General features: G+C 70.0%; 26 protein-coding genes and 1 pseudogene. 20 read left to right on the plus strand and 7 right to left on the minus strand.

All coding sequences use genetic code 11. The features are described 5' to 3' along the window. Position 1: 1 nt before the first annotated feature. Entirely contained in the window at positions 2-478 is a 477-nt protein-coding gene (locus tag HWV07_RS01040) for a YbaK/EbsC family protein (RefSeq protein WP_178332512.1), read from the minus strand. 102 nt (positions 479-580) lie between these two features. On the opposite strand from HWV07_RS01040, the gene HWV07_RS01045 reads away from it, so the two are divergent. Beyond that, positions 581-1,177 carry a hypothetical protein gene (locus HWV07_RS01045; RefSeq protein WP_178332513.1) on the plus strand — a complete coding sequence of 199 codons (597 nt, stop codon included), beginning with the start codon at positions 581-583 and terminating at the stop codon, positions 1,175-1,177. Here the strand turns inward: HWV07_RS01045 and HWV07_RS01050 are convergent. Next, on the minus strand, positions 1,174-2,556 hold the full coding sequence (locus tag HWV07_RS01050; protein ID WP_178332514.1) for an ACP synthase: 1,383 nt from the start codon (positions 2,554-2,556) through the stop codon (positions 1,174-1,176). The two genes, HWV07_RS01045 and HWV07_RS01050, sit on opposite strands and share 4 nt — an antisense overlap. Beyond that, on the minus strand, positions 2,553-3,728 hold the full coding sequence (locus tag HWV07_RS01055; RefSeq protein WP_178332515.1) for a thiolase domain-containing protein: 1,176 nt from the start codon (positions 3,726-3,728) through the stop codon (positions 2,553-2,555). Before HWV07_RS01055 ends, HWV07_RS01050 begins: the two co-directional genes overlap by 4 nt. Positions 3,729-3,896: 168 nt before the next feature. Here HWV07_RS01055 and HWV07_RS01060 point away from each other — a divergent pair, with 168 nt between their 5' ends. The 3 genes from HWV07_RS01060 to HWV07_RS01070 all read left to right on the plus strand — a co-directional run bounded on the left by HWV07_RS01060 (position 3,897) and on the right by HWV07_RS01070 (position 8,400). Next, a complete protein-coding gene (locus tag HWV07_RS01060) occupies positions 3,897-4,598 on the plus strand; it encodes a hypothetical protein (RefSeq protein ID WP_178332516.1) in 702 nt (233 codons plus the stop codon). 107 nt (positions 4,599-4,705) lie between these two features. Further along, the gene (locus HWV07_RS01065; RefSeq protein ID WP_178332517.1) at positions 4,706-6,709 is read left to right on the plus strand and encodes a hydantoinase/oxoprolinase family protein; all 2,004 of its coding nucleotides are present in this window, start codon (positions 4,706-4,708) and stop codon (positions 6,707-6,709) included. Further along, positions 6,706-8,400, plus strand: coding sequence for a hydantoinase B/oxoprolinase family protein (locus tag HWV07_RS01070; RefSeq protein WP_178332518.1), 1,695 nt, complete (start codon positions 6,706-6,708; stop codon positions 8,398-8,400). Before HWV07_RS01065 ends, HWV07_RS01070 begins: the two co-directional genes overlap by 4 nt. On the opposite strand, the gene HWV07_RS01075 is transcribed toward HWV07_RS01070, so the two are convergent. Then, positions 8,401-8,550: a hypothetical protein gene (locus HWV07_RS01075; RefSeq protein ID WP_178332519.1), complete on the minus strand. Its 150-nt coding sequence runs from the start codon at positions 8,548-8,550 to the stop codon at positions 8,401-8,403. Positions 8,551-8,737: 187 nt separating this feature from the next. Here HWV07_RS01075 and HWV07_RS01080 point away from each other — a divergent pair, with 187 nt between their 5' ends. Both HWV07_RS01080 and HWV07_RS01085 read left to right on the plus strand, forming a co-directional pair. Then, positions 8,738-9,202: a MaoC/PaaZ C-terminal domain-containing protein gene (locus HWV07_RS01080; RefSeq protein ID WP_178332520.1), complete on the plus strand. Its 465-nt coding sequence runs from the start codon at positions 8,738-8,740 to the stop codon at positions 9,200-9,202. A 108-nt stretch (positions 9,203-9,310) separates the two neighbouring features. Then, complete coding sequence (locus HWV07_RS01085) at positions 9,311-9,475, plus strand: zinc ribbon domain-containing protein (protein WP_178332521.1); 165 nt, start codon at positions 9,311-9,313, stop codon at positions 9,473-9,475. Between the two features lie 120 nt (positions 9,476-9,595). On the opposite strand, the gene HWV07_RS01090 is transcribed toward HWV07_RS01085, so the two are convergent. Then, entirely contained in the window at positions 9,596-10,648 is a 1,053-nt protein-coding gene (locus HWV07_RS01090) for a hypothetical protein (protein ID WP_178332522.1), read from the minus strand. Positions 10,649-10,848: 200 nt separating this feature from the next. Between HWV07_RS01090 and paaA the strand changes: the two genes are divergently transcribed. Genes paaA through paaE form a run of 5 tightly spaced genes read left to right on the plus strand, consistent with a single transcriptional unit; the run spans position 10,849 to position 13,597 of the window. After that, entirely contained in the window at positions 10,849-11,790 is a 942-nt protein-coding gene (gene paaA, locus HWV07_RS01095) for a 1,2-phenylacetyl-CoA epoxidase subunit PaaA (RefSeq protein WP_178332523.1), read from the plus strand. A 2-nt stretch (positions 11,791-11,792) separates the two neighbouring features. Further along, positions 11,793-12,122 carry a phenylacetic acid degradation protein PaaB gene (locus HWV07_RS01100; protein WP_178332524.1) on the plus strand — a complete coding sequence of 110 codons (330 nt, stop codon included), beginning with the start codon at positions 11,793-11,795 and terminating at the stop codon, positions 12,120-12,122. Beyond that, positions 12,119-13,009: a 1,2-phenylacetyl-CoA epoxidase subunit PaaC gene (gene paaC / locus HWV07_RS01105; protein ID WP_178332525.1), complete on the plus strand. Its 891-nt coding sequence runs from the start codon at positions 12,119-12,121 to the stop codon at positions 13,007-13,009. Before HWV07_RS01100 ends, paaC begins: the two co-directional genes overlap by 4 nt. Next, positions 13,002-13,430 (plus strand): 1,2-phenylacetyl-CoA epoxidase subunit PaaD, encoded by a 429-nt coding sequence (paaD, locus tag HWV07_RS01110; RefSeq protein WP_178332526.1) that lies wholly within the window; start codon positions 13,002-13,004, stop codon positions 13,428-13,430. The genes paaC and paaD overlap by 8 nt, the downstream gene beginning before the upstream one ends. Continuing rightward, complete coding sequence (gene paaE / locus HWV07_RS01115) at positions 13,427-13,597, plus strand: 1,2-phenylacetyl-CoA epoxidase subunit PaaE (protein WP_178332527.1); 171 nt, start codon at positions 13,427-13,429, stop codon at positions 13,595-13,597. The genes paaD and paaE overlap by 4 nt, the downstream gene beginning before the upstream one ends. Before the next feature lie 323 nt (positions 13,598-13,920). Here the strand turns inward: paaE and HWV07_RS01120 are convergent, their stop codons facing one another. Next, positions 13,921-15,159, minus strand: coding sequence for a hypothetical protein (locus HWV07_RS01120; protein ID WP_178332528.1), 1,239 nt, complete (start codon positions 15,157-15,159; stop codon positions 13,921-13,923). Positions 15,160-15,334: 175 nt separating this feature from the next. Then, the gene (locus tag HWV07_RS01125) at positions 15,335-16,120 is read right to left on the minus strand and encodes a sulfurtransferase (RefSeq protein ID WP_178332529.1); all 786 of its coding nucleotides are present in this window, start codon (positions 16,118-16,120) and stop codon (positions 15,335-15,337) included. A gap of 258 nt (positions 16,121-16,378) precedes the next feature. Between HWV07_RS01125 and HWV07_RS01130 the strand changes: the two genes are divergently transcribed. The 9 genes and pseudogenes from HWV07_RS01130 (at position 16,379) to HWV07_RS01170 (ending at position 23,689) form a co-directional block, all read left to right on the plus strand. Next, complete coding sequence (locus HWV07_RS01130) at positions 16,379-17,239, plus strand: sulfurtransferase (RefSeq protein WP_178332530.1); 861 nt, start codon at positions 16,379-16,381, stop codon at positions 17,237-17,239. An 85-nt stretch (positions 17,240-17,324) separates the two neighbouring features. Next, positions 17,325-17,951, plus strand: coding sequence for a ferritin family protein (locus tag HWV07_RS01135; RefSeq protein ID WP_178332531.1), 627 nt, complete (start codon positions 17,325-17,327; stop codon positions 17,949-17,951). Positions 17,952-18,037: 86 nt separating this feature from the next. Then, positions 18,038-18,694 (plus strand): alpha/beta hydrolase, encoded by a 657-nt coding sequence (locus HWV07_RS01140; RefSeq protein ID WP_211694201.1) that lies wholly within the window; start codon positions 18,038-18,040, stop codon positions 18,692-18,694. Next, the gene (locus HWV07_RS01145) at positions 18,691-19,617 is read left to right on the plus strand and encodes a VOC family protein (protein WP_178332533.1); all 927 of its coding nucleotides are present in this window, start codon (positions 18,691-18,693) and stop codon (positions 19,615-19,617) included. The genes HWV07_RS01140 and HWV07_RS01145 overlap by 4 nt, the downstream gene beginning before the upstream one ends. Before the next feature lie 63 nt (positions 19,618-19,680). After that, positions 19,681-20,610, plus strand: a complete 930-nt coding sequence (locus tag HWV07_RS01150; protein ID WP_178332534.1) for a ring-cleaving dioxygenase — start codon at positions 19,681-19,683, stop codon at positions 20,608-20,610. Positions 20,611-20,718: 108 nt separating this feature from the next. Further along, a complete protein-coding gene (locus tag HWV07_RS01155) occupies positions 20,719-21,006 on the plus strand; it encodes a hypothetical protein (protein ID WP_178332535.1) in 288 nt (95 codons plus the stop codon). A gap of 61 nt (positions 21,007-21,067) precedes the next feature. Further along, positions 21,068-21,906 (plus strand): annotated as a pseudogene (locus HWV07_RS01160) (NOP5/NOP56 family protein). After that, a complete protein-coding gene (locus tag HWV07_RS01165; RefSeq protein WP_178332536.1) occupies positions 21,903-22,529 on the plus strand; it encodes a fibrillarin-like rRNA/tRNA 2'-O-methyltransferase in 627 nt (208 codons plus the stop codon). Before HWV07_RS01160 ends, HWV07_RS01165 begins: the two are co-directional and overlap by 4 nt. Before the next feature lie 83 nt (positions 22,530-22,612). After that, complete coding sequence (locus HWV07_RS01170; RefSeq protein WP_178332537.1) at positions 22,613-23,689, plus strand: glutamate--cysteine ligase; 1,077 nt, start codon at positions 22,613-22,615, stop codon at positions 23,687-23,689. The last annotated feature ends 38 nt before the right edge of the window (positions 23,690-23,727 follow it).

Here is a 23,727-nt window from a genome sequence, read left to right on the forward strand (position 1 = left end):
GTCACTCGGCGACGTCCGCGACGGTGGCGCCAGCGATATCCCGGAGCCGGTCGGGGTCGATTGGGAAGACGGCCTCCGGCGTCCCGGCCGCCGCCCAGACCCGGTCGTGGTCGGCGAGCGTCTCGTCGAGGAACACCGGGACGTCGCCGTCGTGGCAGAACGGCGGCACCCCGCCGATGGACCACCCCAGGGTCGCCTTGACGTCGCCGGCGTCGGCCATCGACACCGATCCGGACTCGACGCCGAGCAGGTCGGCGACCTTCGAGGTGTCGACGCGGTTGGCGCCGCTGGTGACCACGACTACCAGGTCGTCGCCGGCCGACAGGACGATGCCGCTGGCGATCTCCGAGACGTCGCAGCCGACGGCGGCGGCGGCGTCCGCTGCGGTCTTGGTCCCCTCCGGGAACTCGTGGACGTCGACCTCGAAGCCGTGTTCGTCGGCGGCCCGTTCGGCGAACTCTCTGGCGCGTGGATGCATGCCCGACCGCTCGCTGCCGCGTCAGATGAATCCCCCGATGAGTGTCAAAGAGCCGTTTGAACGTCCGGCACCTCTTTTGTCTCTCCCGGGGAAGGCCCGGTCGTGAGACGACGAGCCCTCCTCGCGGCCGCCGCGGCCGCGACGACGACCGGAATCGCCGGCTGCCTCGACGACGGGACGGGCGACCAGCCGGACCCGAGCCCGACCGACGAACCGACGCCGTCGCCGACCGCGACGTCCGACGAGCCCCGTCTCGTCGACGAGTACTTCGAGGTCCGGCGCGTGGAGTGCGGCGACGACTACGGCGGCCACGACGTCACCCAGTCCGACGGCGTCGTCACCGTCGAGGGCACCCTGGACGGTTCGAACGGCTGCTACACGGCCGAACTGGTCACGGCCGAGTACGATTCCGAAGCGGACGAACTCTACGTCGAAGTCGAGAGCGTCGACGGCAGCGAGGAGGGCGAGGCCTGCTCGACCTGTATCGTCGAGATCGACTACGTCGCCGAGTTCACCTTCGAGAACAGCGAGCCGTCGTCGGTGCGGGTCGAACAGCGCGGCGTCTCGTCGGGTTCGTCGTCGGCGAGCGAGTCCATCAGCGGCGGCGGCTCCGGAAACGAGAGCGACGGTGGCTCCACCAGCGAGAGCCGGTCGGGCAGCGGCGAGGACACCCCGGAGCCGACCGCGACCGACGCCTAGTCCTGCGGCAGCGCCTTCAGCCCGTACCGGGGGACGTCCTCCTCGACGTAGACGCGGCGCGGCACCGCTCGGACGGTGTCGCCGACCGCCCCGCCGTCGCCGACCACCTGCATCGGCAGGGACACCTCACCGTCCCCGGCCTCGAACCGGACGACGGCGACCCCGAAGGCGCCCTGGCGGGCCTGCTGTTCGGCGAACTCCGGCGGGGCGCCGCCCTGGCCGATGGTCGTCGCCGCGTCGACGGTGCCCTCCAGTGCGGGTTCGACGGGGTCGAACTCCACCAGCGAGCGGCAGCCCGGGCAGGCGCCGTCCGGCGGAAACGCCACCGCCCCGCACTCGGGGCAGACGCCGGACTCGTGGCGGTGCCGCTGCGGGAGACTGCGCCGCCACGTCGGCACCGGGACGTGCGCCGCGCCGCCGTCGGGCTTCTCGCCGACGATGTCGCCGCGCCGGCGGAGGTATCCCGGGTAGTTCAGTTCGTTCGTCCCCTCCAGCGAGGCCTCGACGGGCGCCGTCCCCTCGACGAGGAACGCGGTCGCGCCGGCGCCCGACCCCCACGCGACTGCGAGCGTGCGGTCGTGCCCCTCCTCGAAGGCCCGGGCGAGCGACAGCGGGACGCTCGCGGCGGCGGTGTCGCCGAGCTCCGAGACCGTCTCGACGGCCGCGATGGCTTCGTTCTCCAGGTTGGTCCGGTAGGGTAGCTTGCCGTTCGGCGCCTGCAGCGCGACGGCCTCGAAGTCGTCGTCGGCTTCGATGCTGGCGACGGCCGCCTCGACCGGCTCGGTGAAGGCGGCGCGGTCGTAGGTGCCGATGTCCAGCCCGTCGACGTCGTCGCTGCCACGTTGCCGGAAGCGGGTCCCCGGTCTGGGATCGGTGAAGGACTCGTGGTCGGCGACGGTCGCCGGCGCGTCGTCGCCCACCAGGAGCGCCGCGGCGCCGGCACCGGCGGCGTGCTCCCGGCTGTCGTCCGGTTCGCCCTCCGGACAGTCCGCGACGACCACGAGCGCCGGGCCGTCGGCCTCCAGCGCGTCGAAGAGTGCCTCGGCGCCGGCGCGGGTGCTGCCCGTGTGGGTCCGCCGGGTCGTGTCCGTCGGAACGGCCAGGTACGAGCCCAGCCGCGGCGTCAGGTCCTCCTCAGCCAGCGGTGGATTCGTGGAGGCGAACGAGAGGAACTCGAGGTCGCGGCCGTCGGTGTCGCCGGCGCGGAGCGCCCGCCTCGCCGCCTGGACGCCCATCGTCAACGCGTCCTCGTCGGCGTCCGGGACGGCCTTGGTCTCGACGCCGGGCGCGTCGAAGCTCCCCCAGGCCTCCTCGAAGGCCTCGGCCGGCACGCGGTTCGCCGGGGCGTAGGCGCCGACCGCGAGGACGCCGCGGGTCATGCGTCCACCTCCTCTTTTTCAAAGATGTGAACCACGGCCGCGCCCCCGGACCCGCCGACGTTGTGGGTCATGCCGACCCGCGGGTCCTCGAGCTGTCGGTCGCCTGCCCGCCCTTTCAGCTGGTCGAAGGCTTCGACGACCTGCCCGGCGCCCGTCGCGCCGATGGGGTGACCCTTCGACTTCAGGCCCCCCGAGGTGTTGACCGGCAGGTCGCCGTCCATCCGGGTTGCGCCGGACTCGACGAAGTCGCCGGCCTTGCCGCGCTCGCAGAAGCCGAGGTCCTCGTACGACATCAGCTCCGCGATGGCGAAGCAGTCGTGGACCTCCGCGAAGTCCAGGTCCTCGGGGCCCATCCCGGCGCGCTCGTAGGCGGTGTCGCCCGCCATCCGCGAGGCGGGCACCGAGTTGTAGCTGTCCCGCTGGAAGAGCCCGACGTTGTCCGAGGCGGCGCCGACGCCCGCGACGCGGACCGGCTCGTCGGTGTACTCCTCGACGACGTCCTCGCTGACGACCAGGGTGGCGGCCGCGCCGTCCGTCGTCGGACAGCAGTGATAGAGGGTCAGGGGTTCGGCGACGGCCGGGGCGTTCACGGCGTCCTCCAGGGTGCAGGTGAAGCCGAGCTGCGCCTTGGGGTTCTTCGCGCCGTTGTCGTGGTTCTTGACGGCGACGTGGGAGAGCTGCTCCTTCGTGGTCCCGTGCTCGCGCATGTGGGCGGAGGCCATCTGGGCGTAGACGCCGGCGAAGGTCGTCCCGGACATCCGCTCCCACTCCGTCTCGCCGGAGACGCCGAGCCAGTAGCGGACGGCGTCCCCCGAGAGGTCGGTCATCACCTCCACGCCGCCGGCGAGGACCACGTCGGCCATGCCGGAGCGGACGGCCTGGACGGCCTGTCGGACCGCGTAGCCCGACGCGGCGCAGGCGTTCTCGACCCTCGTGACGGGAACGCCGTGGAGGCCGACGTGCTCGGTGACGGCCGGACCCGGGAGTCCGAGCTGTCGTCCGCCGACGCCGAGCGTCCCGACGACCGCCTCGTCGATCTCGTCGACGTCCATCCCGTCGTCGACGCTCGCCATCGTGTTCTCGACGGCCGTGCGGAACAGCGACCGGTAGCTCTCGTCGGGGAACGAGCCGTACTTCGACTGACCCGCGCCGACGACGTGGGCTTCGCGCATGTCGGACCCAGAGTAGTTACGCTATTAACTACCACGGTCCCGGCACCGTCCGGTGGGTTCGATACCCTCGCGACCGCCGCCGCATCCGGCGAAACTCTCCGGTTGGTCGTCTATTAATCAATTTTAACTGGCGCATAGTAACCCGTCGGCCTCGCGAGCGACGAGGTGATGACGTCACACGACACGACGGACGACGCAGAGCCGACGACCGAGACCGAGTCGAACCACGGTCGTCGCCGCTTCGTCCAGCTCTCCGGCAGCGCCGTCGCGGTCGGTCTGGCGGGCTGTTCGGACATGCTCGGATCGGGGAGCGACGAGACGCCCGAGGGGACGACGGGCGGCGACGGGAACGGCACCGACGAACCGACCGACACCGAGACGACGACCCAGAACGGCACGAACACCGAGAACGGCACCGACACCGAGAACGGCACCGACACCGAGACGGACGACGAGGGGACGCCGACGGAGACCGAGGGCGACCTCCACGAGCACGGGACCCTCTACCTCGAGATCGACGGGGATCGCCACGAGTTCACCGACCCCAAGTACTCCCAGGCGAGCGCGAACGCCGGCGGCGCGGCGGGCGCCAACTTCCACTTCCACGACGACGGGAACCCCTACTACTGGCACATGCACGACGTCCGCCTGACGCTCCAGGAGGCCCTCGCGTCGCTGCCGGACATCGCCTACGAGAACCGCGACGGCAGCCACGCCCTGGAGTTCGAGGGCGAGACGTACGTCGACGGCGAGGGCGGCACCGAGGTCCAGATCCGCGAGCGGGACGTCGACATCGACCCCACGGAGTACCAGCTTCAGGACGGCGACATCATCTGGATCGAGGTCTTCACCGACGGCGACGGCTCGTAATCCGAGCGAGCACTCTTCTCCCGGCCGAGGTTCGCAGGAGTCCACCGTCCGGGCCTTCGGGCCTCGCATGCGAACATTGAGGCCGGTGGGCCTCCACAGCGTGGGCCATGGACGAGGTTCGCCTCGGCGTCGACGTCGGCGGGACGTTCACCGACCTCGTGGTGGTATCGGACGGGGAGGCCCACGTCGAGAAGGTCGCGTCGACCCCCGAGGCACCCGAACGAGCCGTCGGGGCGGGCGTCGAGGCGGTCGGGGAGACGGCGCCGCCGGAGTCGATCGACTTCCTCGGCCACGGGACCACCGTCGCGACGAACGCCGTCCTCGAACGCGACTGGGCCGAGACCGCGCTCGTGACGACGGCGGGGTTCCGCGACGTCCTCGAGATCGGTCGCCAGGACCGCCCCGACATCTACGACCTCCACGGTTCGAAGCCCGCGCCGGTCGTCCCGCGGGACCGACGCTACGAGGTCCCGGGCCGGCTGGACGAGCGCGGCGAGGAACTCGAGCCCGTCGACAGGGAGGCCGTCCGCGCGGTCGCCGACGAGATCGACGCCGACAGCGTCGCCGTCTCCCTGCTGTTCTCCTTCGAGAACGCCGACCACGAACGCTTGGTCGGCGACGTCCTCCGGGAGTCCGGCGTCGACAGTGTCTCCCGCTCCTCGGCGTTGCTCCCCGAGATCCGCGAGTACGAGCGGACGCTGGCGACGGCGCTCAACGCTGCGCTGCGTCCGGTAGTGGACGACTACCTCGGGCGGCTCGACGGCGACCTGTCCGAGGTGGGCGTGACGGCGTCGCTCCGGGTCATGGCCTCGAACGGCGGCATCGTGGACGCGAGGACCGCGCGCCGCCGCCCCGTCGAGACGCTGCTCTCCGGGCCGGCGGCGGGCGTCCGCGGCGCCGCCCACGTCGCCGGGCGCCTCGGCCGCGAGGACGTCCTGACGATGGACATGGGCGGGACCTCCTGCGACGTCTCGCTCGTCGAGGACGGCGACCCCCGCGTCGCGACGGACGTGACCGTCGGCGACTACCCCGTCGCCGTCCCGATGGTCGACGTCCACACGGTGGGGTCGGGCGGCGGGTCCGTCGCGTGGCTCGACGACGGCGGCGCCCTGCGGGTGGGCCCCCGCTCGGCCGGCGCCGACCCGGGACCGATCTGCTATGGCCGCGGCGGCAGCGAGCCGACGATCACCGACGCCCACTGCGTCCTCGGCCGGATCGATCCCGGGTCGTTCCTCGGCGACGTGGGCGGCGCCATCGACGAGACGCGGGCCGTCTTCGAGAGCCTGGGCGAGGAACTCGGCGCCGGACCCAGGGAGGCCGCCCGCGGCGTCCTTGAGGTCGCCGACGCGAACATGGCGCGGGCGCTCCGCGTCGTCAGCGTCGAGCGCGGCTACGACCCCCGGGAATTCGCTCTGGTCGCCTTCGGCGGCGCCGGACCGCTGCACGCGGCCAGCGTCGCCGCCGACGTGGGCGTCCCGGAGGTGCTCGTCCCGCGGGCGGCGGGCGTCCTCTCGGCGCTCGGGCTGCTCGTCTCGGACCTCACCTACGATCGGTCCACCTCGCGGGTACGCCCCTGGCGCGAGGTCGATCCGGGCGAACTCGAGGAGACGTTCGGGGAGTTCGAGGCCGACGGTGCCGGGCGGGTCCCCGGAGGACTCCCCGTCGAACACGAGCGGTACGTCGACCTCCGCTACGCGGGCCAGTCGTTCGACCTCCGGATTCCCGTCCCCGCCGAACTGGACGCCGCTGAGCTCGACGCGGTCGCCGAGCGGTTCCACGAGCGCCACGAGGCGCGGTACGGGCATGCGGCGCCGGGCGAACCGCTGGAACTGGTGACCGTCCGCGTCCGGACGCGCGGCGTCGTCGACCCGCCGGAACTGGACCCGCCGACCGTCTCCGGCGACCCCGACGACGCGATCCGGGAGACCCGGACGGTCGGCTTCGACCGGGATCGGGAGGCGCCCGTCTACGCGCGCGAGGCGCTCCCGACCGGCGCGGCGCTCGACGGTCCGGCCGTCGTCGAGGGGTCCGAGAGCACCGTCGTCGTGCGACCCGACGACGCGCTCTCGGTCGAATCGGACGGGACGCTCCGCCTGGAGGTGGGCGGATGAGCGGCGACCGGAGCGATGCCGGCGAGGCTGTCGACCCGGTCACCCTCGAGGTCGTCCGGAACGCCTGCGCCGCGGTCTGCGAGGAGATGAACGCGACGCTGGTGCGGACGAGCTACTCGCCGAACATCAAGGAGCGGAAGGACTGCTCGTGTGCGCTGTTCGACGCGAACGGCACGCTCGTCTCACAGGCCGAGAACCTCCCCGTCCACCTCGGCGCGATGCCCTTCTCGGTGGCGGCGGCGCTGGAGGCGTTCCCGCCGGCCGACCTCGAGCCGGGCGACGCGGTCCTGCTGAACGACCCCTACGAGGGGGGCGCACACCTGCCGGACCTGACGCTCGTGTCCCCCGTCTTCCACGACGGGACCCTGGTGGCGTTCACCGCCAACCGCGCCCACCACGCCGACGTCGGCGGCGCGACCGCCGGTAGCGTCGGCGCCGACTCGACGGAGATCTACCAGGAGGGGCTCCGAATCCCGCCGGTCAAGCTCCGGGAGGGCGGCGCCCCGAACGCGGCCGTCTACGACCTCATCGAGCGCAACGTCCGGACGCCCGAGGAGCGCCGGGGCGACCTCCGGGCGCAGGTGGCGGCCAACGAGACCGGCGCCGAGCGGTTCGAGGAACTCGTCGACCGCTACGGCTTCGACACCCTGTCGGACGCGCTGACCGAGATCCAGGACTACTCCGAGCGCCGGATGCGCGCCGAACTGGCCGAGATTCCCGACGGCGAGTACCGATTCGAGGACGCCCTCGACGACGACGGGCGAGGGAACGAGGACCTTCCGGTCGTCGCCCGAGTCACGGTCGACGGCGACTCCGTGCTCGTGGACTTCGACGGGACCGCCCCCCAGACCGAGGGACCGATCAACGCCGTCGCCGCGGTCACCGCGTCGGCGACGTACTACGCCGTCCGGGCGGTGACCGACCCGGACATACCGCCGAACGCCGGCTGCTACCGACCGATCGAGATCGACGCCCCATCCGGGACCGTCGTCAACCCGGACCCGCCGGCCGCCGTCGTCGGCGGGAACCTCGAGACCTCACAGCGTGTCACGGACGTCGTCCTGGGCGCCTTCGCCCAGGCCGTCCCGGAGCGCGCCGTCGCGGGCTGTCAGGGGACGATGAACAACGTCACCTTCGGCGGCGCGGACGAATCGGGCGAGCCGTTCGCCTTCTACGAGACGCAGGCGGGCGGCTTCGGCGCCCACGCGGCCGGCGACGGCATGGACGCCGTCCACGTCCACATGAGCAACACCCTCAACACGCCCGCGGAGGTCCTGGAGACGGCCTACCCCTTGCGCGTCCGACGGTACGCGCTGCGACCCGACACGGGCGGCGCCGGCGAGTACCGCGGCGGACTCGGGCTGCGGCGGGACATCGAGGTCCGGACCGACGCCGTCTGCAGCCTGCTGGCCGACAGACAGCGACACGCGCCCTACGGCCTGGAGGGGGGCGAGCCCGGCGCGACGGGAGAGACCTTCGTCGTGCGGCAGAGCGGAGATGGGGCCGAGGAGCGCGTCGACGGCAAGTCGACGCACGAGCTAGACGCCGGCGACGTAGTCAGTCTCCGGACGCCTGGCGCGGGCGGCTACGGGGACCCAGCAGAGCGGGATGCGATGGCCATCGAGCGCGACCTGCGACTCGAAAAACTGACCGCGGACGCGGCTCGCGAGTCCTACGATCACGAGGAGTGATCACGGTTCGTCGGCGAACCGATCGAGGGCGGTCGAGACGACCGACGATCGGTCCTCGTGGGCGGACCGACGTCGGAACCGGTCCACGTCGGCGACGAGGTCCTCGGGCAGACGGACGTGAACGACGACTACTTCGTCGGGTGACGACATGCCCCAGGCATCGAGAGCGGCGACAAAACCGTAGTTACCACATGGGTTCGTAGGGGATGAGCCGGCCGAGGGAAACGCCGGACCCGTCGAATCTGTCGATAGGGCTCTCGATATTGTAATCGGAAGGCTGTGTGAGGAACTTCCACTTCGGGAAAATATTACGGCAATTCCGAACCATTGCCACGGCATGCCGTACAGCTACGAGCCCCACCACTTCGAGGACATGGCCGTCGGGAAGACCTTCGAGAGCGCCGGTCGGACGATCACCGAGACCGACTTCGTCTTCCACTCGATGTTCACGGGCGACTGGACGGAGCTCCACACGAACCGGGAGTACGCCGAGGACGGCCCCTTCGGCGCCCGCATCGCCCAGGGCCCGATGACGTTCATCCTCGCGACGGGGCTGTTCCAGCGGACGGGCGTCGTCGAGCGGACCGTCGTCGCCTTCCTCGGGATGAACTACATGGACGTCCCGAACCCCGTCTTCATCGGCGACACGCTCTCGGCGGAGTACGAGTGCACGGAGAAGCGGGAGCTCGAGAGCCGCGACGACGCCGGCTACGTCGAGATCGACACGACGATGACCAACCAGGACGGCGAGTCGGTCTTCGAGGGCGACATGAAGTTCCTCTTCAGGCGGCGGGACGATTGAACGTCGACCGCTCGTGTCCGCGGCCACCGACCGGTAACGGCTACTTACCGCCGCGTGGTCCGTGAACGTACACCGGGACTTGAGTGTCGCTGTGAGAGACCGGCAGACATGAGCCTGGTCGAGAAAGTCAGGTCGCTCGTCGGCGACGAGGACGACGAGACGTACCGCTACGAGTGCGAGAACTGCGGGAACGAGTTCGAGTCACAGGCGCCAAACCCGAACGACGTCGACTGCCCGATGTGCGAGAGCGGACGAATCCACACGGCACTCTGAGCCCCAGGCTGGGCCGTCGGTTGCAGCCGCAAGCAGAATCGACACCCCTGACGGTCGCCGAGTTCGGACGAGGTCTCCGTCGCTCCGCAGCCCTTCGGCGACGGTCGGCCTCGAGGGGAGCTATTCATGGTACGAAACGACCGACGGCGGGACGAGGAGCGCCAGGACGCACAGGGCGACCAGCAACGGCAGTACGAGGCCCACAGCAACCAGCAGCAGCGGCGCGGCGACCAGAACCAGCAGAACGCCCACCAGGGCGAGCACCACGGCGGGAAGCTGCAGGGCACGGACCCGGTCGACGACCACCCCCAGCGCGGGGTCGGCGCGCCCGGCGGCGAGCAGGGCCACCGGACGAACCGCCAGGGCCAGGAGGGCGGCCAGCACGGCGACCAGGGCGTCCGCCACGGGAACGTGAGCGAGAAGGCGAACCCCGACCAGTATGGGGAGGGCGACCGGCAGGTTGGGGAGGGACGCGGTCGAGAACACCACTCGGACCGGACCCAGGAGTACGACCAGCAGTCCGAGCGACTCCACGAGTACACCCAGCAACAGACCACCCCCGGCGACCAGCAGAACCACCCCGACCATCCGAACGCGGGGCAGCACCAGCAGAATCGGGACCAGCAGCCCCAGGGGCAGCGAAGACAGCAGGATCACCGCCAGCAGTACGACCAGGGCCAACAACAGAACCGGGGTCAGCATCAACAACAGGACCATGGCCAGCATCATCAACAGAACCGCGGCCAGCAGCAACAACAGAACCGCGGCCAGCGCCAGCAGTCCAATCGACAGAATCACCCACAGAACCAGCAGCAGGGCGGACAACGACAGGGAGGACACCAGCAGGGCGGACAGCGGCAGGCTGGACGGCAGAACCAGGGTCGACAACAGCACTCCCAGGCGTCTCACCAGCAGCAAGGCCGACGACAGCAGCAGGGCCAGCACCAACAGCGGAATCACCAGCAGAACCAGGGGAACAGACAGACCGGGCAGCAACACCAGCAGGGCGGCCATCAGCAGCAGAACCGACAGTCGCAGAACCAGCAGTCGCGGGGCCAGCAGTCGCAAAGCCAACAGAACCAGGGCCAGCAGCCCCGGCGGGATCAGCGCCGGCAGAACGACCGGAACGACCGGGGCGGGAATCGAAGCGGTCGATAGCTCCCGTCGGGTCATCAATCCAGCAGCAGCGCGAACGCAGCGCCGACAGCCGTGGTAGCCTTTCAGGAGGTTGTCGGTAATCGCGGTCGTCGTCGATAACTCGACTTTCGTCGTCAGGACAGCCCGATACCGCGTCTTTCGGTACCGCTGGAGTATTTAGTACCTCTCTATGTGGTGGGAAAGGGGTATGTGAACGCGTCACACTAGAACGAGGTATGGACGTAGAGACCGTCACGGAACGGGCCGGGCCGCGGGAGTTCGGTCCCGGCGACGAGATGCCCCGGGAGTACCGCGAGGCGGCGACCCGGATGATCCAGTTCCACGCGAACTCCGAGATCATGGGCGCGTACATCGAGCGGCCGTTCATCCGGCAGGCACCGAGTCTGGACCGGAAACTTGCCGTGAGCGCGCAGGTCCAGGACGAGATCGGCCACGGCCAGCTACTGTACCGCGCCGCAGAGGAGCTCGGCGTGAAGACGCGCGAGGAGATGCTGGCCGAACTCGAGAACGGGGAGGGGAAGTTCCTCAATTGCTTCCACTACCCGCTGGACGACTGGTACGAGCTGCCGATGATCATGTTCTTCGTCGACGGCGCGGCGATGCGTCGGCAGGCCACGCTCAAGCGGACGTCGTGGGAGCCGTACGCCCACGCCATCGACAAGATCTGCTTCGAGGAGGGCTTCCACATCAAACACGGCGAGGACATCCTGCGGACGCTGGCGACGGGCAGCCGCAAGGACCAGGAGCGCCTCCAGGAGGCCTTCGAGAGGTGGTGGCCGCGCATCCTGCAGTTCTTCGGGCCGACCGACGACCAGTCGACCCATGGCGACTTCTCGATGGCCGTCGGGCTGAAGACGATGACCAACGACGACCTGCGGAACGCCTTCCTCAACGCCTACGTCCCGAAGGCCGAGAAGTACGGGCTCGAACTGCCCGAGTACCCTCGCGTCGAGTACCACGAGGACGACGACTACTACGAGGTCTACGAGGAGGACCTCGACTGGGAGGAGTTCTTCACCGTCGCGGCCAACGAGTACCCGACCGGCGTCGGACAGATCGAGAAGCGCCGGCGGGCCCAGGACGCCGTCGAGTGGGTCCGCGACGCCATCGAGACACCCCAGCAGGGTGGGGTCGACCCTGCGGCGGCGGACGACTGACCATGAAGTGGGAAGTGTTCCGACAGGCCAAGAAGAAGGACTACCACACGCACGTGGGCGACGTCCACGCGCCGAACGCAGAACTCGCCAGGCAGTACGCCCAGATCATGCACGCGCGCCGGAAGCCCGCCAACAGCCTCTGGGTCGTCCCACGGGACGACATCGAGGAGGTCCACGCCGACGAACAGGGCGTCGCGATGGGCGGCACCACCCAGAAGGAGTACCGCTGGGCGACGAACTACAACACCGACGAGACGTTCGCCGAGGAGATCGAGGCCAGCCAGCGCGAACAGGAGGAGGCCGAGCGCGACCTCGCCGGGGTGGACGAATGACCCGGACCGGCGAAGCGTCCCTCGGCGGCCCGGACGACCTCTCCGAGCGGGAGCGAGCCGCCGTCGAGTCGGAGCTCCGGTGTCTCGCCGACGACGAGTTCGTTCTCGCCGAGCGGTACACCGAGTGGCAGGTCCGGGGGCCGACGCTCGAATCCGACATCGGCGTGGCCAACATCGCCCAGGACGAACTCGGCCACGCCAGACTGTGGTACGACCTGCTGGAGGACTTCGGCTACGACCAGGTCGACCTCGTATGGGAACGGGACCCGTCGGACTTCCGGCACGCGACGCTCGTCGAACGGCCCTTCGAGACCGGTGACTGGGCCGACTGCGTCGTGCGCGGCTACCTCTACGACACCTACGAGCGGCTGCGGCTCGAATCCCTCGAGGGGACGACTTACCCCCGTATCGCCGACCGCGTCGGGAAGGTCCTCGGCGAGGAGGACTACCACCGCGAGCACGCCCACAACTGGCTGGAACGGCTCTCGGAGGATGGCGGGACGCCGGAGGGGTCCCGTGGAGGCGGCGAAGCCGCCGAAGGGCGCCGCCGGCTGCAGGACGCCCTCGACCGGCTGTTCCCGCACGCCCTCACGATGTTCGAACCTACCGAGCACGAATCGGACGTCATCGAACTCGGGGTCCGACCTGACCCGCTGGCGGACCTGCGGGACGACTGGCGGGCCATCGTCACGTCGTTCCTGACGGGACTCGATCTCGACGTGCCGGGCGGAGAGTACGATGCGCTGCTCCCGGACGAGCGCGGCCGCGACGGGACGCACACCGACGCCTGGGAATCTCTCTACGACGAGTTCACGTTCACGTACCGGCAGCTCGGACGGAGCGAGGCGCCCTCGCTCATGCCCGACCCGGACGAGGCCGATGTCTGAACCCGACGCGGACCCGGTCGAGGTACCGGACGCGCCGTCGTACTGCGCGTACACGGAGTACGAACGCGGGCCCGACCCCGAGGACCTCCCGGCCACCGGCGACGGCGCGACCGGTGCGGAAGCCGCCGTCTTCGAGGAACTCTACGAAGTCGAGGACCCCGAGATGCCCATCTCGGTCGTCGACCTCGGGCTGATCTACGGCGTCGACGTCGCGGACGGGCACGCTACCGTGACGATGACGCTGACCTACACGGGCTGTCCGGCGCGGGACTACCTGCAGGAGGACGTCCGGCGAGCCGCGGCGCGGGCCGACGGAGTCGACAGTGCAGCGGTCGAACTGGTCTGGAGCCCGGAGTGGAACCTCGAACTGGTGACCGAGGACGGCCGAACGGCGCTCAGAGAGTTCGGGGTGAGCGTATGAGGCGGCGGCTGGACCCCTCCGTCGACGTCGACGAGGAGTCTGAATCTGCCGAGTGTCCCTACTGCGGCTCGACCAACACCGAACGGGAGCACCCGAAGGGGCCGTCGCTCTGCCGGTCGATGCACTTCTGTAACGCCTGCGGCGAGCCCTTCGAGGCGTTCGGATAGATCATCTTCTTTTTCTACTAATCGTGGCGTAATACTATTATACAATATCCTGGTAGGAAACGGTGTGATATCCGATTTCCTCCTGGTAGTGGTGTTCTGCCGCGTCGTGGTCGGTGGTCTCGTGTTCTGGGACGCCTGGCAGAACAGTTCACAGAGTGCGGTGCTGTGGGCGCTCGTCGTCGCTTCGGCGGGGCCATCCTGGGGTCTCTCCTGTACCTGCTGCTCGGCCGCGAGCAATCCTTCTCCCTGTCCGAACGACCCCGGCGCCGCGCTACGGCAGACGAGGCCGTCGAACCGATGAACGTCGACGATAGCGGACCGTTCTAGTTCGCGACGTTCTGCTCGAACCAGTCGTTGAGGTTGCGGTCCAGCCCGCTCCCGATGGCGCCGACGTCGTAGTGGATCCACCCGTCATCGCCGTAGGCCGCGGTGACGGGCGCGTCCGGGTAGTCGCCGACGTCGAACCGGATAGAACCGTCGACGGGGACGAACTCCCGACCGCCGAGGTCGAGTCGCTCGCGGTCGTCGTACCTGTCTGGCACGTCTGCTGACGCGACGCCGATCAGGACGTGGGCCGGCTGGAAGAGCATCGCGGTCTCGCAGGACAGCGGCGGCGCGCCGAGCAGCCCCGCGAGGAGGTGCGTCTTGTCCTTGCAGTCGCCGACGCCGGCGACGAGCGTCTCCTCGACGGTCCGGTTGTAGTCGTACCTGCCCAGCGTGGTGACGTCCCGCGAGTAGCGGAGCCCCTGGACGAACCTGACGACGAGGTCGAACCACTCCGCCGCCGGCAGGTCGGCTGCGGTGGTCTCCGACTCCGTGTCGTCGGATTCGACGACGGCGTCGGACGAGATGGCGGACGCGAGGTCGCGGGCGTACGGGTTCGTCTGGGATTCCTCGAACGTCTTCGCGTACCCCCGCTCCCGGGCGACGGCCGCCTCGTGGACCGACCGGCGGAGGCGATACTGGAGGTCCCAGTCGCGGTCGGCGGAGTCGTGCCACCGGTAGCGGAGCCGGTAGTCGTTGCCGGCCATCCGTCGACCGAACTTGGGTCCCTGAATGGGCTCTTGGCCGCCGGTGACGCGCTCCGCGCGGTCGGCGCCGTACTCGGCGCGCTGTCGCCACCGGTACGGCGCCGACTCACAGAGGTACGCGAGGCTCCCGGCGTCGTCGACGGTGTAAACCTCGTAGAACCAGCGGCCCGACTCGTAGCCCCCGTAGGGAATCTCGACGTCGACGGTCGCCGAGGCGCCGGGCTCCGGTAACTGGACGGGTTCGGAGTGACCGTCTGCGATCACGTCGCCGTCGGGGTACTCCCGGCGCACGACGGCCGCGCGGGTCGGTCCCGCCGCGTCCCGGGCGACGAGGTCGACGGTCACGGTGGCGCCGTCGACGGCGGCCACCCGACCGCCAACGTCGGTCGCGCGGGACGGAACCGTGTCGCCGCTCGCCGCGCGGGCCACGCCGCTGCCGATGCCGATCCCGGCGTTCCGGCTCGCGAAGGAGTTGCCGAGTAGGCCGGTCGTAACCGCCGCAGTCGCCCCGAGGAATCGCCGTCTGTTCATGGTCTCCTGTCCGGTCGCGGGCGATCGGGTCGCCCGTCTCTACTGGTGAGAGACCACTAGGGAGGGAAACCATTCCGTACAGGTAAGGAGCTGTTACCGCCGTTACGTCTATTAGTCGAGAGTCGTTTCTGCCGGTTTCGAGTCGAGTATCGAAGTCACCGCCGGCGGACTCCGGTCAGGAACTCGTCTCGAGGTCGCCGCCCTCGCGCTGCCACTCCGTGAGGCTCCCCTCGTAGAACGCCAGGTCGGGGTACTCGAGGTGCCGCAGGACCGTGTACGTGTGACTGATGCGCCGGGCGGTGTTGCAGTACAGCAGGACGCGCCGGTCCGGAGAGACCCCGCGGCTCTCGAGGAGCTCCCGGATCTCGGACTCCGGTCGCAGGCCGCGCGTCTCGTCGTCGACGAGTTCCCGCCAGTCGACCCGGACCGCGCCCGGGATGTGCCCCTCCTCGAACTCCCACTCCTCGCGGGTGTCGACCAGCACGGTCCCGTCGTCGTCGAGGGCGTCCTCCACGACCGACAGCTCCACGAGCGGGCCGTCGGTCCGGAACGAGGTCTCGTACTCCGTGGGGCTCGGATCGGGCTCGTCCTTGCTCACCTCGTGCTCGCGGCTCCACGACGAGTAGTCGCCGTCGAGGAGGTGGAGCTTCGCGGGGTCGTGACCGTACAGCTCCGCGGTCACGAGGAACCGGGCGGCGAAGACACCGTGTGTGTCGTCGTAGGCGACGATTTCGTCGTCGTTCCCGATACCCGCCTCGGAGCAGAGTTCGGCGAAGCGGTCGGCACCGGGGAGCATGCCCGCCTCGCCGGCCTCATCCGAGCGGAAGCTGTCGAAGGGGACGTTCACCGCGCCGGGCAGGTGACCGATGCCGTCGTACTCCCAGGCGTCGCGGACGTCGACCACCGCGACCGAATCGAGGCGGTCGACCACCCACGCCGCCGGGACCACTGCGTCGCTCATGGTTCGGTTTTCCGGCCGGAGGGCTTCAATGCGTTCACTCGCAGCCGGTCGAAGGTACCGGATATATTGGCCGCAACCTCTGTCGGCGGGCCGATAGCTGCTCCTCACCAGTCACTAGGTAAGTCGGACGTTGGTCTCGACTCCCGGTGAACGCGGGTGAGAGAAACCGGCGATATGTGCCGCGGACCGGGAGGCGTGGCCGAACGTGCCGAGAATGCCAGCTTAATGGGGCTGGTGTGTTTACGGTTCGACCGTACTATGAGTAACTACGCGAAATCCGACGTCCTCGTCTCCGCCGACTGGGTCGAGGACCACCTGGACGAGTTCCAGAGCGACGACGCCGACTACCGGCTGCTCGAGGTCGACGTCGACACCGAGGTCTACGACGAGGAGGGCCACGCGCCCGGCGCCATCGGCCTCGACTGGGAGGCCGACCTCCGGGACCAGGTCGAGCGGGACCTGCTCTCGAAGGACGACTTCGAGGACCTCATGGAGCGCCTCGGCATCGCCGAGGACACCACGGTCGTCCTCTACGGGGACAACTCCAACTGGTTCGCCGCCTACGCCTACTGGGAGTTCAAGTACTTCGGCCACGACGACGTCCGCCTGCTGGACGGCGGCCGGAACTACTGGGTGGAGAACGACTACCCGCTCACCGACGAGGAGCCGGACTTCCCGAGCACCGACTACGAGGCCAGCGGTCCCCGCGAGTCCATCCGCGCCTACCGGGAGGACGTCGAGAAGGCCGTCGACAAGGGTCTGCCGCTCGTCGACGTTCGCTCGCCCGAGGAGTTCTCCGGCGAGATCCTCGCGCCCCCGGGCCTGCAGGAGACCGCCCAGCGCGGCGGCCACGTCCCCGGCGCACAGAACATCTCGTGGGCCGACGTCACGAACGACGACGGCACGTTCAAGAGCCGCGACGAGCTCGAAGAGCTCTACAGCGAGTACGACATCGAGGGCGACGAGTCGACCATCGCCTACTGCCGCATCGCCGAGCGCTCCTCGGTCGCGTGGTTCGCGCTCCACGAGCTCCTCGGCTACGAGGACACCTCCAACTACGACGGTTCCTGGACGGAGTGGGGCAACCTCGTCGGCGCGCCGATCGAGAAGGGTAGCTAGAGCCCCCACCGGTTCGAGAAACCGCTTTTTTGTCGCAGACGCGAGGACCGCTGGTTACAAGCGCTCCCGAGCAGTAGCCGCAGTCATGACTGCAGCGGAGTTCATCGACGCCGTCCGCGACGCCAACGACACCGCCCTCTCGCGACTCGGTTCGTCGAAGTCGCTGTACGCCGACACGCAGGGCGAGATGGAGGCCGAGGAGGTGCTGCGGGCGGCCGCAACCGCCGAGCACCACGCCGCCGAGACCTACGAGCAGTGGGCCGACGAGTCCGACGGCGACGTCGCCGACGCCTTCGCGGAGACCGCCGCCGAGGAGCGCGACCACTACGCGACGGTCGCGGGCGAACTCGACGACCACGACCCCGGCGAGCTGTCGGCCATCCAGGCGTACCTCCGGGACCTCGAGGGCGACGTCGAGCGCCTCGGCGGGTTCGTCGGTCGGACGCTGGCCGCCGAGAAGTCCAAGGAGCAGACGACCGGCTTCTTCGTCGGCGAGGCGGACCCGCAGACGGCCCGGCTCTTCCGCGAGATGGGCGACGACCTCGACGCACAGCTGGAGCGGGCGACCGACCTACTCGAAGCCGAGTGCGGCGACGACGATGACTGCTGGAACCGCGCCGAGGAGGCCGCCTCCGGCGCCATCCAGGCCGCCTACGACGAGTACACCGAGCGCCTCGAGTCGATGGGCGTCAACCCCAAGCCGGTCTGCTGACGCGACGGGGCGACGTTCAAGGGGCTCCCGCGCCTATGGACGTCCGTGCGGAGTCTTCTGAAAGCGACCGGGGAGGGAGCACCGCCGTGAGCGGTCCGCACCAGGACCGACCGCTGGTGACCGGCGGCGCGCCGCTCGCTGTCGCCGACGCGGCTGCCGTGCTCCTCCACGGGCGAGGCGCGACCGCGGAAGGTATCGTCGCACTCGCCGACGAGTTCTACCGGCACGGGCTGGCGTTAGTGGCCCCCCAGGCGGAGCGCAACCGCTGGTACCCGGACTCGTTCCTGGCGCCGACCGAACGCAACGAGCCGTGGCTCTCCTCCGGGTTGGAAGCCGTCGCCGATGCCGTCGAGTTCGTCGAGGAGGCTGGCGTCCCGAAGGATCGGACGCTCGTGGCTGGCATCTCGCAGGGGGGCTGCCTGGCGGCCGAGTTCCTCGCGCGTACCCCGGCTCGTTACGGCGGCGCGGCGGTACTCAGCGGGGGGCTGATGGGTCCGGACGTCGACGTGACCCGGTACGCCGGGTCGCTGGAGGGGGCCCCGGTTCTCGTCGGCTGCAGCGACGACGACGAGTACGTCCCGCTGGCTCGCGTCCGCGAGACGGCCGCGGTCTTCGAGCGACTCGACGGCGACGTGACGGAGCGCATCTACGAGGGGCTGGGACACGGCGCCAACGACGACGAACTGGCGTGGCTCGAAGATCGGGTCGAGGTACTCCTCTCCGCGGGAGGTGTCTCGCAGTGAGACCCCCGACGCCGGGCCTCCACCACGTCTCGGCCATCGCGAGCGACCCGCGGGCGAACGTCGACTTCTACACCGACGTGCTGGGGCTGCGGTTCGTCAAGCGGACCGTCAACTTCGACGACAAGTTCGCCTACCACCTCTACTACGGGGACGACCGGGCGACGCCCGGGACCCTCCTGACCTTCTTCCCGTACCCGCGGGACGACGACGGCCGGGTCGGCCGGCCCCAGCCGAAATCGGTCGCCTTCTCGGTGCCAGCGGGGTCGGCCGGCTACTGGTACGAGCGACTCCTCGAGCGGGGGATCGACGCCGACGAACCCGTCGAGCGCTTCGGCGAGCCGACCGTCGCGTTCCGCGACCCGGACGGACTGGCGGTCGAACTGGTCGAGCGGGACGCTCTGCGAGGTCCCGCTACGGACGTCGTTCCCTCGGACCGCGCCATCCGGAACCTCCACAGCGTGACGCTGCTGTCGACCAGTATCTACCACACCGCGGCGACGCTGGAGGTACTCGGATTCGAACTGCTCGACCAGGAGGGCGACCGGGTCAGGTACCGCGCGCCCGGCGAGTACGGGACCGACGTGGACCTGCTCGACGTCGAGACGGAGTACGGTCGGGAGGGCAGCGGGACGATCCACCACGTCGCCTTCGGCGCCGGCGACACGTCGCTCCCGGAGTGGCGCGACCGGCTCCTCGAGGCGGGCCTGGAACCGACGTTCGTCAAGGACCGCTACTACTTCGAGTCGATCTACTTCCGCGAACCCGGCGGCATCCTCTTCGAGATCGCGACCGCCGAACCGGGGTTCACCGTCGACGAGAACCCCGAAGACCTGGGGTCGACGCTCAGCCTCCCGCAGTGGTTCGAGGAGGACCGCGAGATGATCGTCTCGCAGCTCCCCGATCTCGAGGTGCCCGACAGTTGATCCGTTCCCACGCGACTCGCCGGCGCCCCAGACGTTAACCCGCCAGTCGGCGTATCTCCGGGCATGCCGTCCGCTATTCCAGGTATCCACCACGTCACGGCCATCGCCAGCGACCCGGGCCGGAACCACGACTTCTACACCCGGACGCTCGGCCTCCGGATGGTCAAGCGGAGCGTGAACCAGGACGACGTCTCCGTGTACCACCTCTTCTACGGCGACCGCGGCGGCTCGCCGGGAACGAGCATGACCTTCTTCCCCTACACCGACGCCCGGCCGGGTCGGGTCGGGGCCGGCCAGGTCAGCATGACCCAGTTCCTCGTCCCCGAGGGATCGGTCGACTACTGGGTCGACCGCCTCGCCGACGAGGGCGTCGACGCCGACGAACCCGTCGAGCGCTTCGGCGACACCGTGATCCCGTTCCGGGACCCCGACGGCCTCCCGCTGGAACTCGTCGCGCGGGCCGACGCGCCCGACGGGGACCCCCCGGAGGGCCCGGTCCCGGCCGAGCACGCCGTCCGGGGGTTCTTCGGCGTCGCGCTCACCCTCCAGACCGCGGAACCGACGGCGGGCCTCCTCGAAGAGATGGGGTTCGACGCCGTCGAGGGAGAGGGCGACCGTCAGCGGTTCCGCGCCGACGGCGACCTCGGCTACGTCGTCGACCTCCTCGAGGAGCCGCAGGCGCCAAGGGGCCAGCCCGGTGCCGGCACCGTCCACCACGTCGCCTTCCAGGTGACCGAGGAGGAGCAGGCAGAGTGGCGGGAGGTCCTGCTGGACCGGGGCCTCCGCCCCACCGAGATCATCGACCGGAAGTGGTTCAAGTCGGTCTACGCGCGCACCTCCGGCGGCGTGCTCTTCGAGTTCGCGACGAAGTCGCCGGGTTACACCGTCGACGAGGACCTCGAGAGCCTCGGCGAGCGGCTCGTCCTCCCGGAGTGGCTCGAGGACCGCCGCGACGAGATCGAGGCCGGCCTGCCGGACCTCGACGCCAACTGAAGCGACGAATTAGGAGTTCACCACTCAGACAGCGCTCGGGCGGATTCCCCCGAACAGGGCAGTTTAGGAGGTCTATTACCATCTACTCTGCAGGCGTTCTCCCGGTCGATGACCTCCCGAACCGACCGGTCCACTGACTGCGAGGCGTCCGATTCGGCCGAGCCCGTCCCCATCCGCGTCGGCGCACCGTGTCCGGACTGCGGCGCGGAGATCGAGGACCTCGAGTTCGTCTCGCTGCCGGCCGTCGCCATCAAGCGCGAGATGTACGACGTCTGCGTGGTCGACACCGACGACCTGCCGACGCCGTGGCAGCACCCGACGGCCATCGCCTACCACGAGGACCCCGACCCCTTCGAGTCCGACCCGGTGGTCGTCGCGTCGCCCGGCGACGACTGACGCGGTCGGGCCGCAGGTCGCATCGAGAACGCATATAGGAGGCCGGGGTGTACGGTGGGGCATGACCGAACGGAGTGCCGCGGACGAGGGGTGGTTCGCGGGCGTGGATCCCGGGGACACCGACGGGGCCGCGGCCGCCATCCGCGAGGGCGAAGCGGACGCCTCCGCGGCGTGGCCGTCCCCTGGCCGTCGACGCGGGGTTCGCCGCCGACGAGGAGCGCTACTACGAGATGCTCCACGAGGCGTCGATGGCGGCGACCCGCGCCGCGGTGACCGAAGCCGAGACGGCGGGCGACCAGCAGTTGATCCACGCGGTCCCGCGCGATGGACGACTGCGAGCGCGTGGCCAACGAGCTCGCCGAGCGCGTCGCGGAGTGGGCGGGCAGCCGCCGGGACGGCGCGGGGACGGGCGTCGAGTACGCGAGAGAGCTGGCCGAGGAGGACGGCGACGACCCGTTGCTCTCGCTGGCGCGGCGGGTCCGAGACCTCGACGACGAGGCGGCCGACCTCCGGTCGCACGTCGAGCGGACCGCCCCCGAGGTGGCGCCGAACCTCGCGGCGCTGGCGGGGCCGGTCCTCGCGGCGCGGCTCGTCGCGCTGGCCGGCGGGCTGAAGCAGCTTGCCCGGAAGCCGGCGGGGACGGTGCAGGTGCTCGGCGCGGAGGAGGCGCTGTTCGCGCACCTCCGCGGGCACGCGCCGTCGCCGAAGCACGGCGTCATCTTCGTCCACGAGGCCGTCCAGGGGACCCACCCCGAGAACCGCGGGTCGGCGGCCCGGGCGCTGGCCGGCAAACTCGCTATCGCGGCGCGGGTCGACCACTACTCCGGGGAGCGGAAGCCCGAACTGGACCAGGAGCTGGCCGACCGCATCGAGCGCATCCAGGCGCGTGATACGGAATGAGCCTGCCCGAGGGCGTCGAGCGCCGGCCGTTCGACGGGAGCGAGTCGCTGGCGACCGACGGCGAGGCGGTCTACGGCGAGCCGACGGTCGACGACTGGCGGCGGTGGGACCACCGGCGCTCGAAGCTCGGCGCGATGCTCGAGACCGGGATGGACACCGGCCTCGAGGGCGGCGAGACCGTCCTCTACCTCGGTGCCGCCGCCGGGACGACAGTCAGCCACGTCGCGGACTTCGCGGGGCCGACCTACGCCGTCGAGTTCGCCGCGCGGCCGGCCCGCGACCTGCTCGACGCCGCGGAGCCCCGGGAGAACCTCTTCCCGCTGTTGAAGGACGCCCGGAAGCCGGAGACGTACGCGCACGTCGTCGAGCCGGTCGACGTGCTGGTCCAGGACGTGGCCACCCGCGGGCAGGCGAAGGTGGCGCTGGCCAACCGGCAGTTCCTCCGCGACGACGGACGGCTCCTGCTGGCCGTGAAGGCCCGCAGCGAAGACGTCGCTCGCGACCCCGACGAGGTGTTCGACGAGGTCCTCGAGGCCCTGGAGGAGGGGTACGAGGTCCTCGAGACGCGGTCGCTGGAGCCGTTCCACGACGACCACCTGGGCGTCGTCGCGCGGCCGGAGTAGCCCCGAGGGGTCCGCTCGCGTCCGTGCACGTTCGCCGCGGAAGGTCACATGGTATTTAGTGAACCGATTCGAACGGACCGACGATGGACCTGGGCTCGCGCGACGCCTTCGACCGGATGGGCACGCTCGGAATCGAAGAGGAGTTCTTCGTCGTCGACGAGGCGGGGCGGCCCACCGCCGGGACCGACGAGCTGGTCTACCGGAGCGAGCCCCCCGAGATTCTAGAGGGTCGACTCGACCACGAGCTGTTCAAGTGCGTCGTCGAGACGCAGACGCCGACTGTCGAGACCCTCGCCGAGGCCGACGAGCAGCTCCGGGCGGTCCGTGAGGCACTCGTCGACCACGCCGAAGCCCACGGCTACGGCATCGCCGGCGCGGGTCTGCATCCGGCGGCCAAGTGGCGCGAGCTCGAGCACGCCGAGAAGCCGCGCTACCGCGCGCAGCTCGACCGGATCCAGTACCCCCAGCACCGGAACACGACCGCCGGGCTGCACGTCCACGTCGGGGTGGACGACGCCGACAAGGCCGTCTGGATCGCCAACGAACTGCGCTGGCACCTGCCGATCATGCTGGCGCTGTCGGCGAACTCGCCGTTCTGGAACGGCTTCGACACCGGACTCGCGTCGGCGCGGGCGAAAATCTTCGAGGGGCTGCCGAACACGGGCATGCCGACCACCTTCGAGGACTTCGAGGCGTTCCAGCGGTTCGAACGGACGATGGTCGAGAACGGCTCGATAAACGACCGGGGGGAGCTGTGGTACGACGTCCGGCCGCACTCCGCCCACGGGACCGTCGAGGTACGGGCGCCGGACGGTCAGGCCGACCCCGAGTACGTCCTGGCGTTCGTCGAGTACACCGAGGCGCTCGTCGAGGACCTGGCGGCCCGCTACGAGGACGGCGAGGACGGCCGCGAGCACCGCCGCGAACTCCTCGACGAGCACAAGTGGCGGGCGCTGCGGTACGGCCACGACGCCGAACTGCTCTCGCGGGACTGCAGCGACTCCGTGCCGCTGGGCGAACTCGTCGACCGCGAGAGCAGCCGCCTCGGCGTCTCGGGCATCAAGGACCTCTACGACGAGGAGAGCGGGGCCGCGTGTCAGCGCCGTCTCGTGACGGAGGGTGGTTTGGATCTTGTTTGTGAGCGCTTGTTACTCGGTTGAGAATTGGCACTGGTTTTATGTGTGGGTACTCCTTGTGT

The organism is Natronomonas salina (assembly GCF_013391105.1).
Lineage (GTDB): Archaea > Halobacteriota > Halobacteria > Halobacteriales > Haloarculaceae > Natronomonas > Natronomonas salina.

Bases quoted from the DNA above. Each gene is read 5' to 3' on its own strand.
- HWV07_RS01040 (WP_178332512.1), bottom strand. From the start codon at position 478: ATGCATCCACGCGCCAGAGAGTTCGCCGAACGGGCCGCCGACGAACAC.
- HWV07_RS01050 (WP_178332514.1), bottom strand. From the start codon at position 2,556: ATGACCCGCGGCGTCCTCGCGGTCGGCGCCTACGCCCCGGCGAACCGC.
- HWV07_RS01055 (WP_178332515.1), bottom strand. From the start codon at position 3,728: ATGCGCGAAGCCCACGTCGTCGGCGCGGGTCAGTCGAAGTACGGCTCG.
- HWV07_RS01060 (WP_178332516.1), top strand. From the start codon at position 3,897: ATGACGTCACACGACACGACGGACGACGCAGAGCCGACGACCGAGACC.
- HWV07_RS01065 (WP_178332517.1), top strand. From the start codon at position 4,706: ATGGACGAGGTTCGCCTCGGCGTCGACGTCGGCGGGACGTTCACCGAC.
- HWV07_RS01070 (WP_178332518.1), top strand. From the start codon at position 6,706: ATGAGCGGCGACCGGAGCGATGCCGGCGAGGCTGTCGACCCGGTCACC.
- HWV07_RS01075 (WP_178332519.1), bottom strand. From the start codon at position 8,550: ATGTCGTCACCCGACGAAGTAGTCGTCGTTCACGTCCGTCTGCCCGAG.
- HWV07_RS01080 (WP_178332520.1), top strand. From the start codon at position 8,738: ATGCCGTACAGCTACGAGCCCCACCACTTCGAGGACATGGCCGTCGGG.
- HWV07_RS01085 (WP_178332521.1), top strand. From the start codon at position 9,311: ATGAGCCTGGTCGAGAAAGTCAGGTCGCTCGTCGGCGACGAGGACGAC.
- HWV07_RS01090 (WP_178332522.1), bottom strand. From the start codon at position 10,648: ATGACCCGACGGGAGCTATCGACCGCTTCGATTCCCGCCCCGGTCGTT.
- paaA (WP_178332523.1), top strand. From the start codon at position 10,849: ATGGACGTAGAGACCGTCACGGAACGGGCCGGGCCGCGGGAGTTCGGT.
- HWV07_RS01100 (WP_178332524.1), top strand. From the start codon at position 11,793: ATGAAGTGGGAAGTGTTCCGACAGGCCAAGAAGAAGGACTACCACACG.
- paaC (WP_178332525.1), top strand. From the start codon at position 12,119: ATGACCCGGACCGGCGAAGCGTCCCTCGGCGGCCCGGACGACCTCTCC.
- paaD (WP_178332526.1), top strand. From the start codon at position 13,002: ATGTCTGAACCCGACGCGGACCCGGTCGAGGTACCGGACGCGCCGTCG.
- paaE (WP_178332527.1), top strand. From the start codon at position 13,427: ATGAGGCGGCGGCTGGACCCCTCCGTCGACGTCGACGAGGAGTCTGAA.
- HWV07_RS01120 (WP_178332528.1), bottom strand. From the start codon at position 15,159: ATGAACAGACGGCGATTCCTCGGGGCGACTGCGGCGGTTACGACCGGC.
- HWV07_RS01125 (WP_178332529.1), bottom strand. From the start codon at position 16,120: ATGAGCGACGCAGTGGTCCCGGCGGCGTGGGTGGTCGACCGCCTCGAT.
- HWV07_RS01130 (WP_178332530.1), top strand. From the start codon at position 16,379: ATGAGTAACTACGCGAAATCCGACGTCCTCGTCTCCGCCGACTGGGTC.
- HWV07_RS01135 (WP_178332531.1), top strand. From the start codon at position 17,325: ATGACTGCAGCGGAGTTCATCGACGCCGTCCGCGACGCCAACGACACC.
- HWV07_RS01150 (WP_178332534.1), top strand. From the start codon at position 19,681: ATGCCGTCCGCTATTCCAGGTATCCACCACGTCACGGCCATCGCCAGC.
- HWV07_RS01155 (WP_178332535.1), top strand. From the start codon at position 20,719: ATGACCTCCCGAACCGACCGGTCCACTGACTGCGAGGCGTCCGATTCG.
- HWV07_RS01165 (WP_178332536.1), top strand. From the start codon at position 21,903: ATGAGCCTGCCCGAGGGCGTCGAGCGCCGGCCGTTCGACGGGAGCGAG.
- HWV07_RS01170 (WP_178332537.1), top strand. From the start codon at position 22,613: ATGGACCTGGGCTCGCGCGACGCCTTCGACCGGATGGGCACGCTCGGA.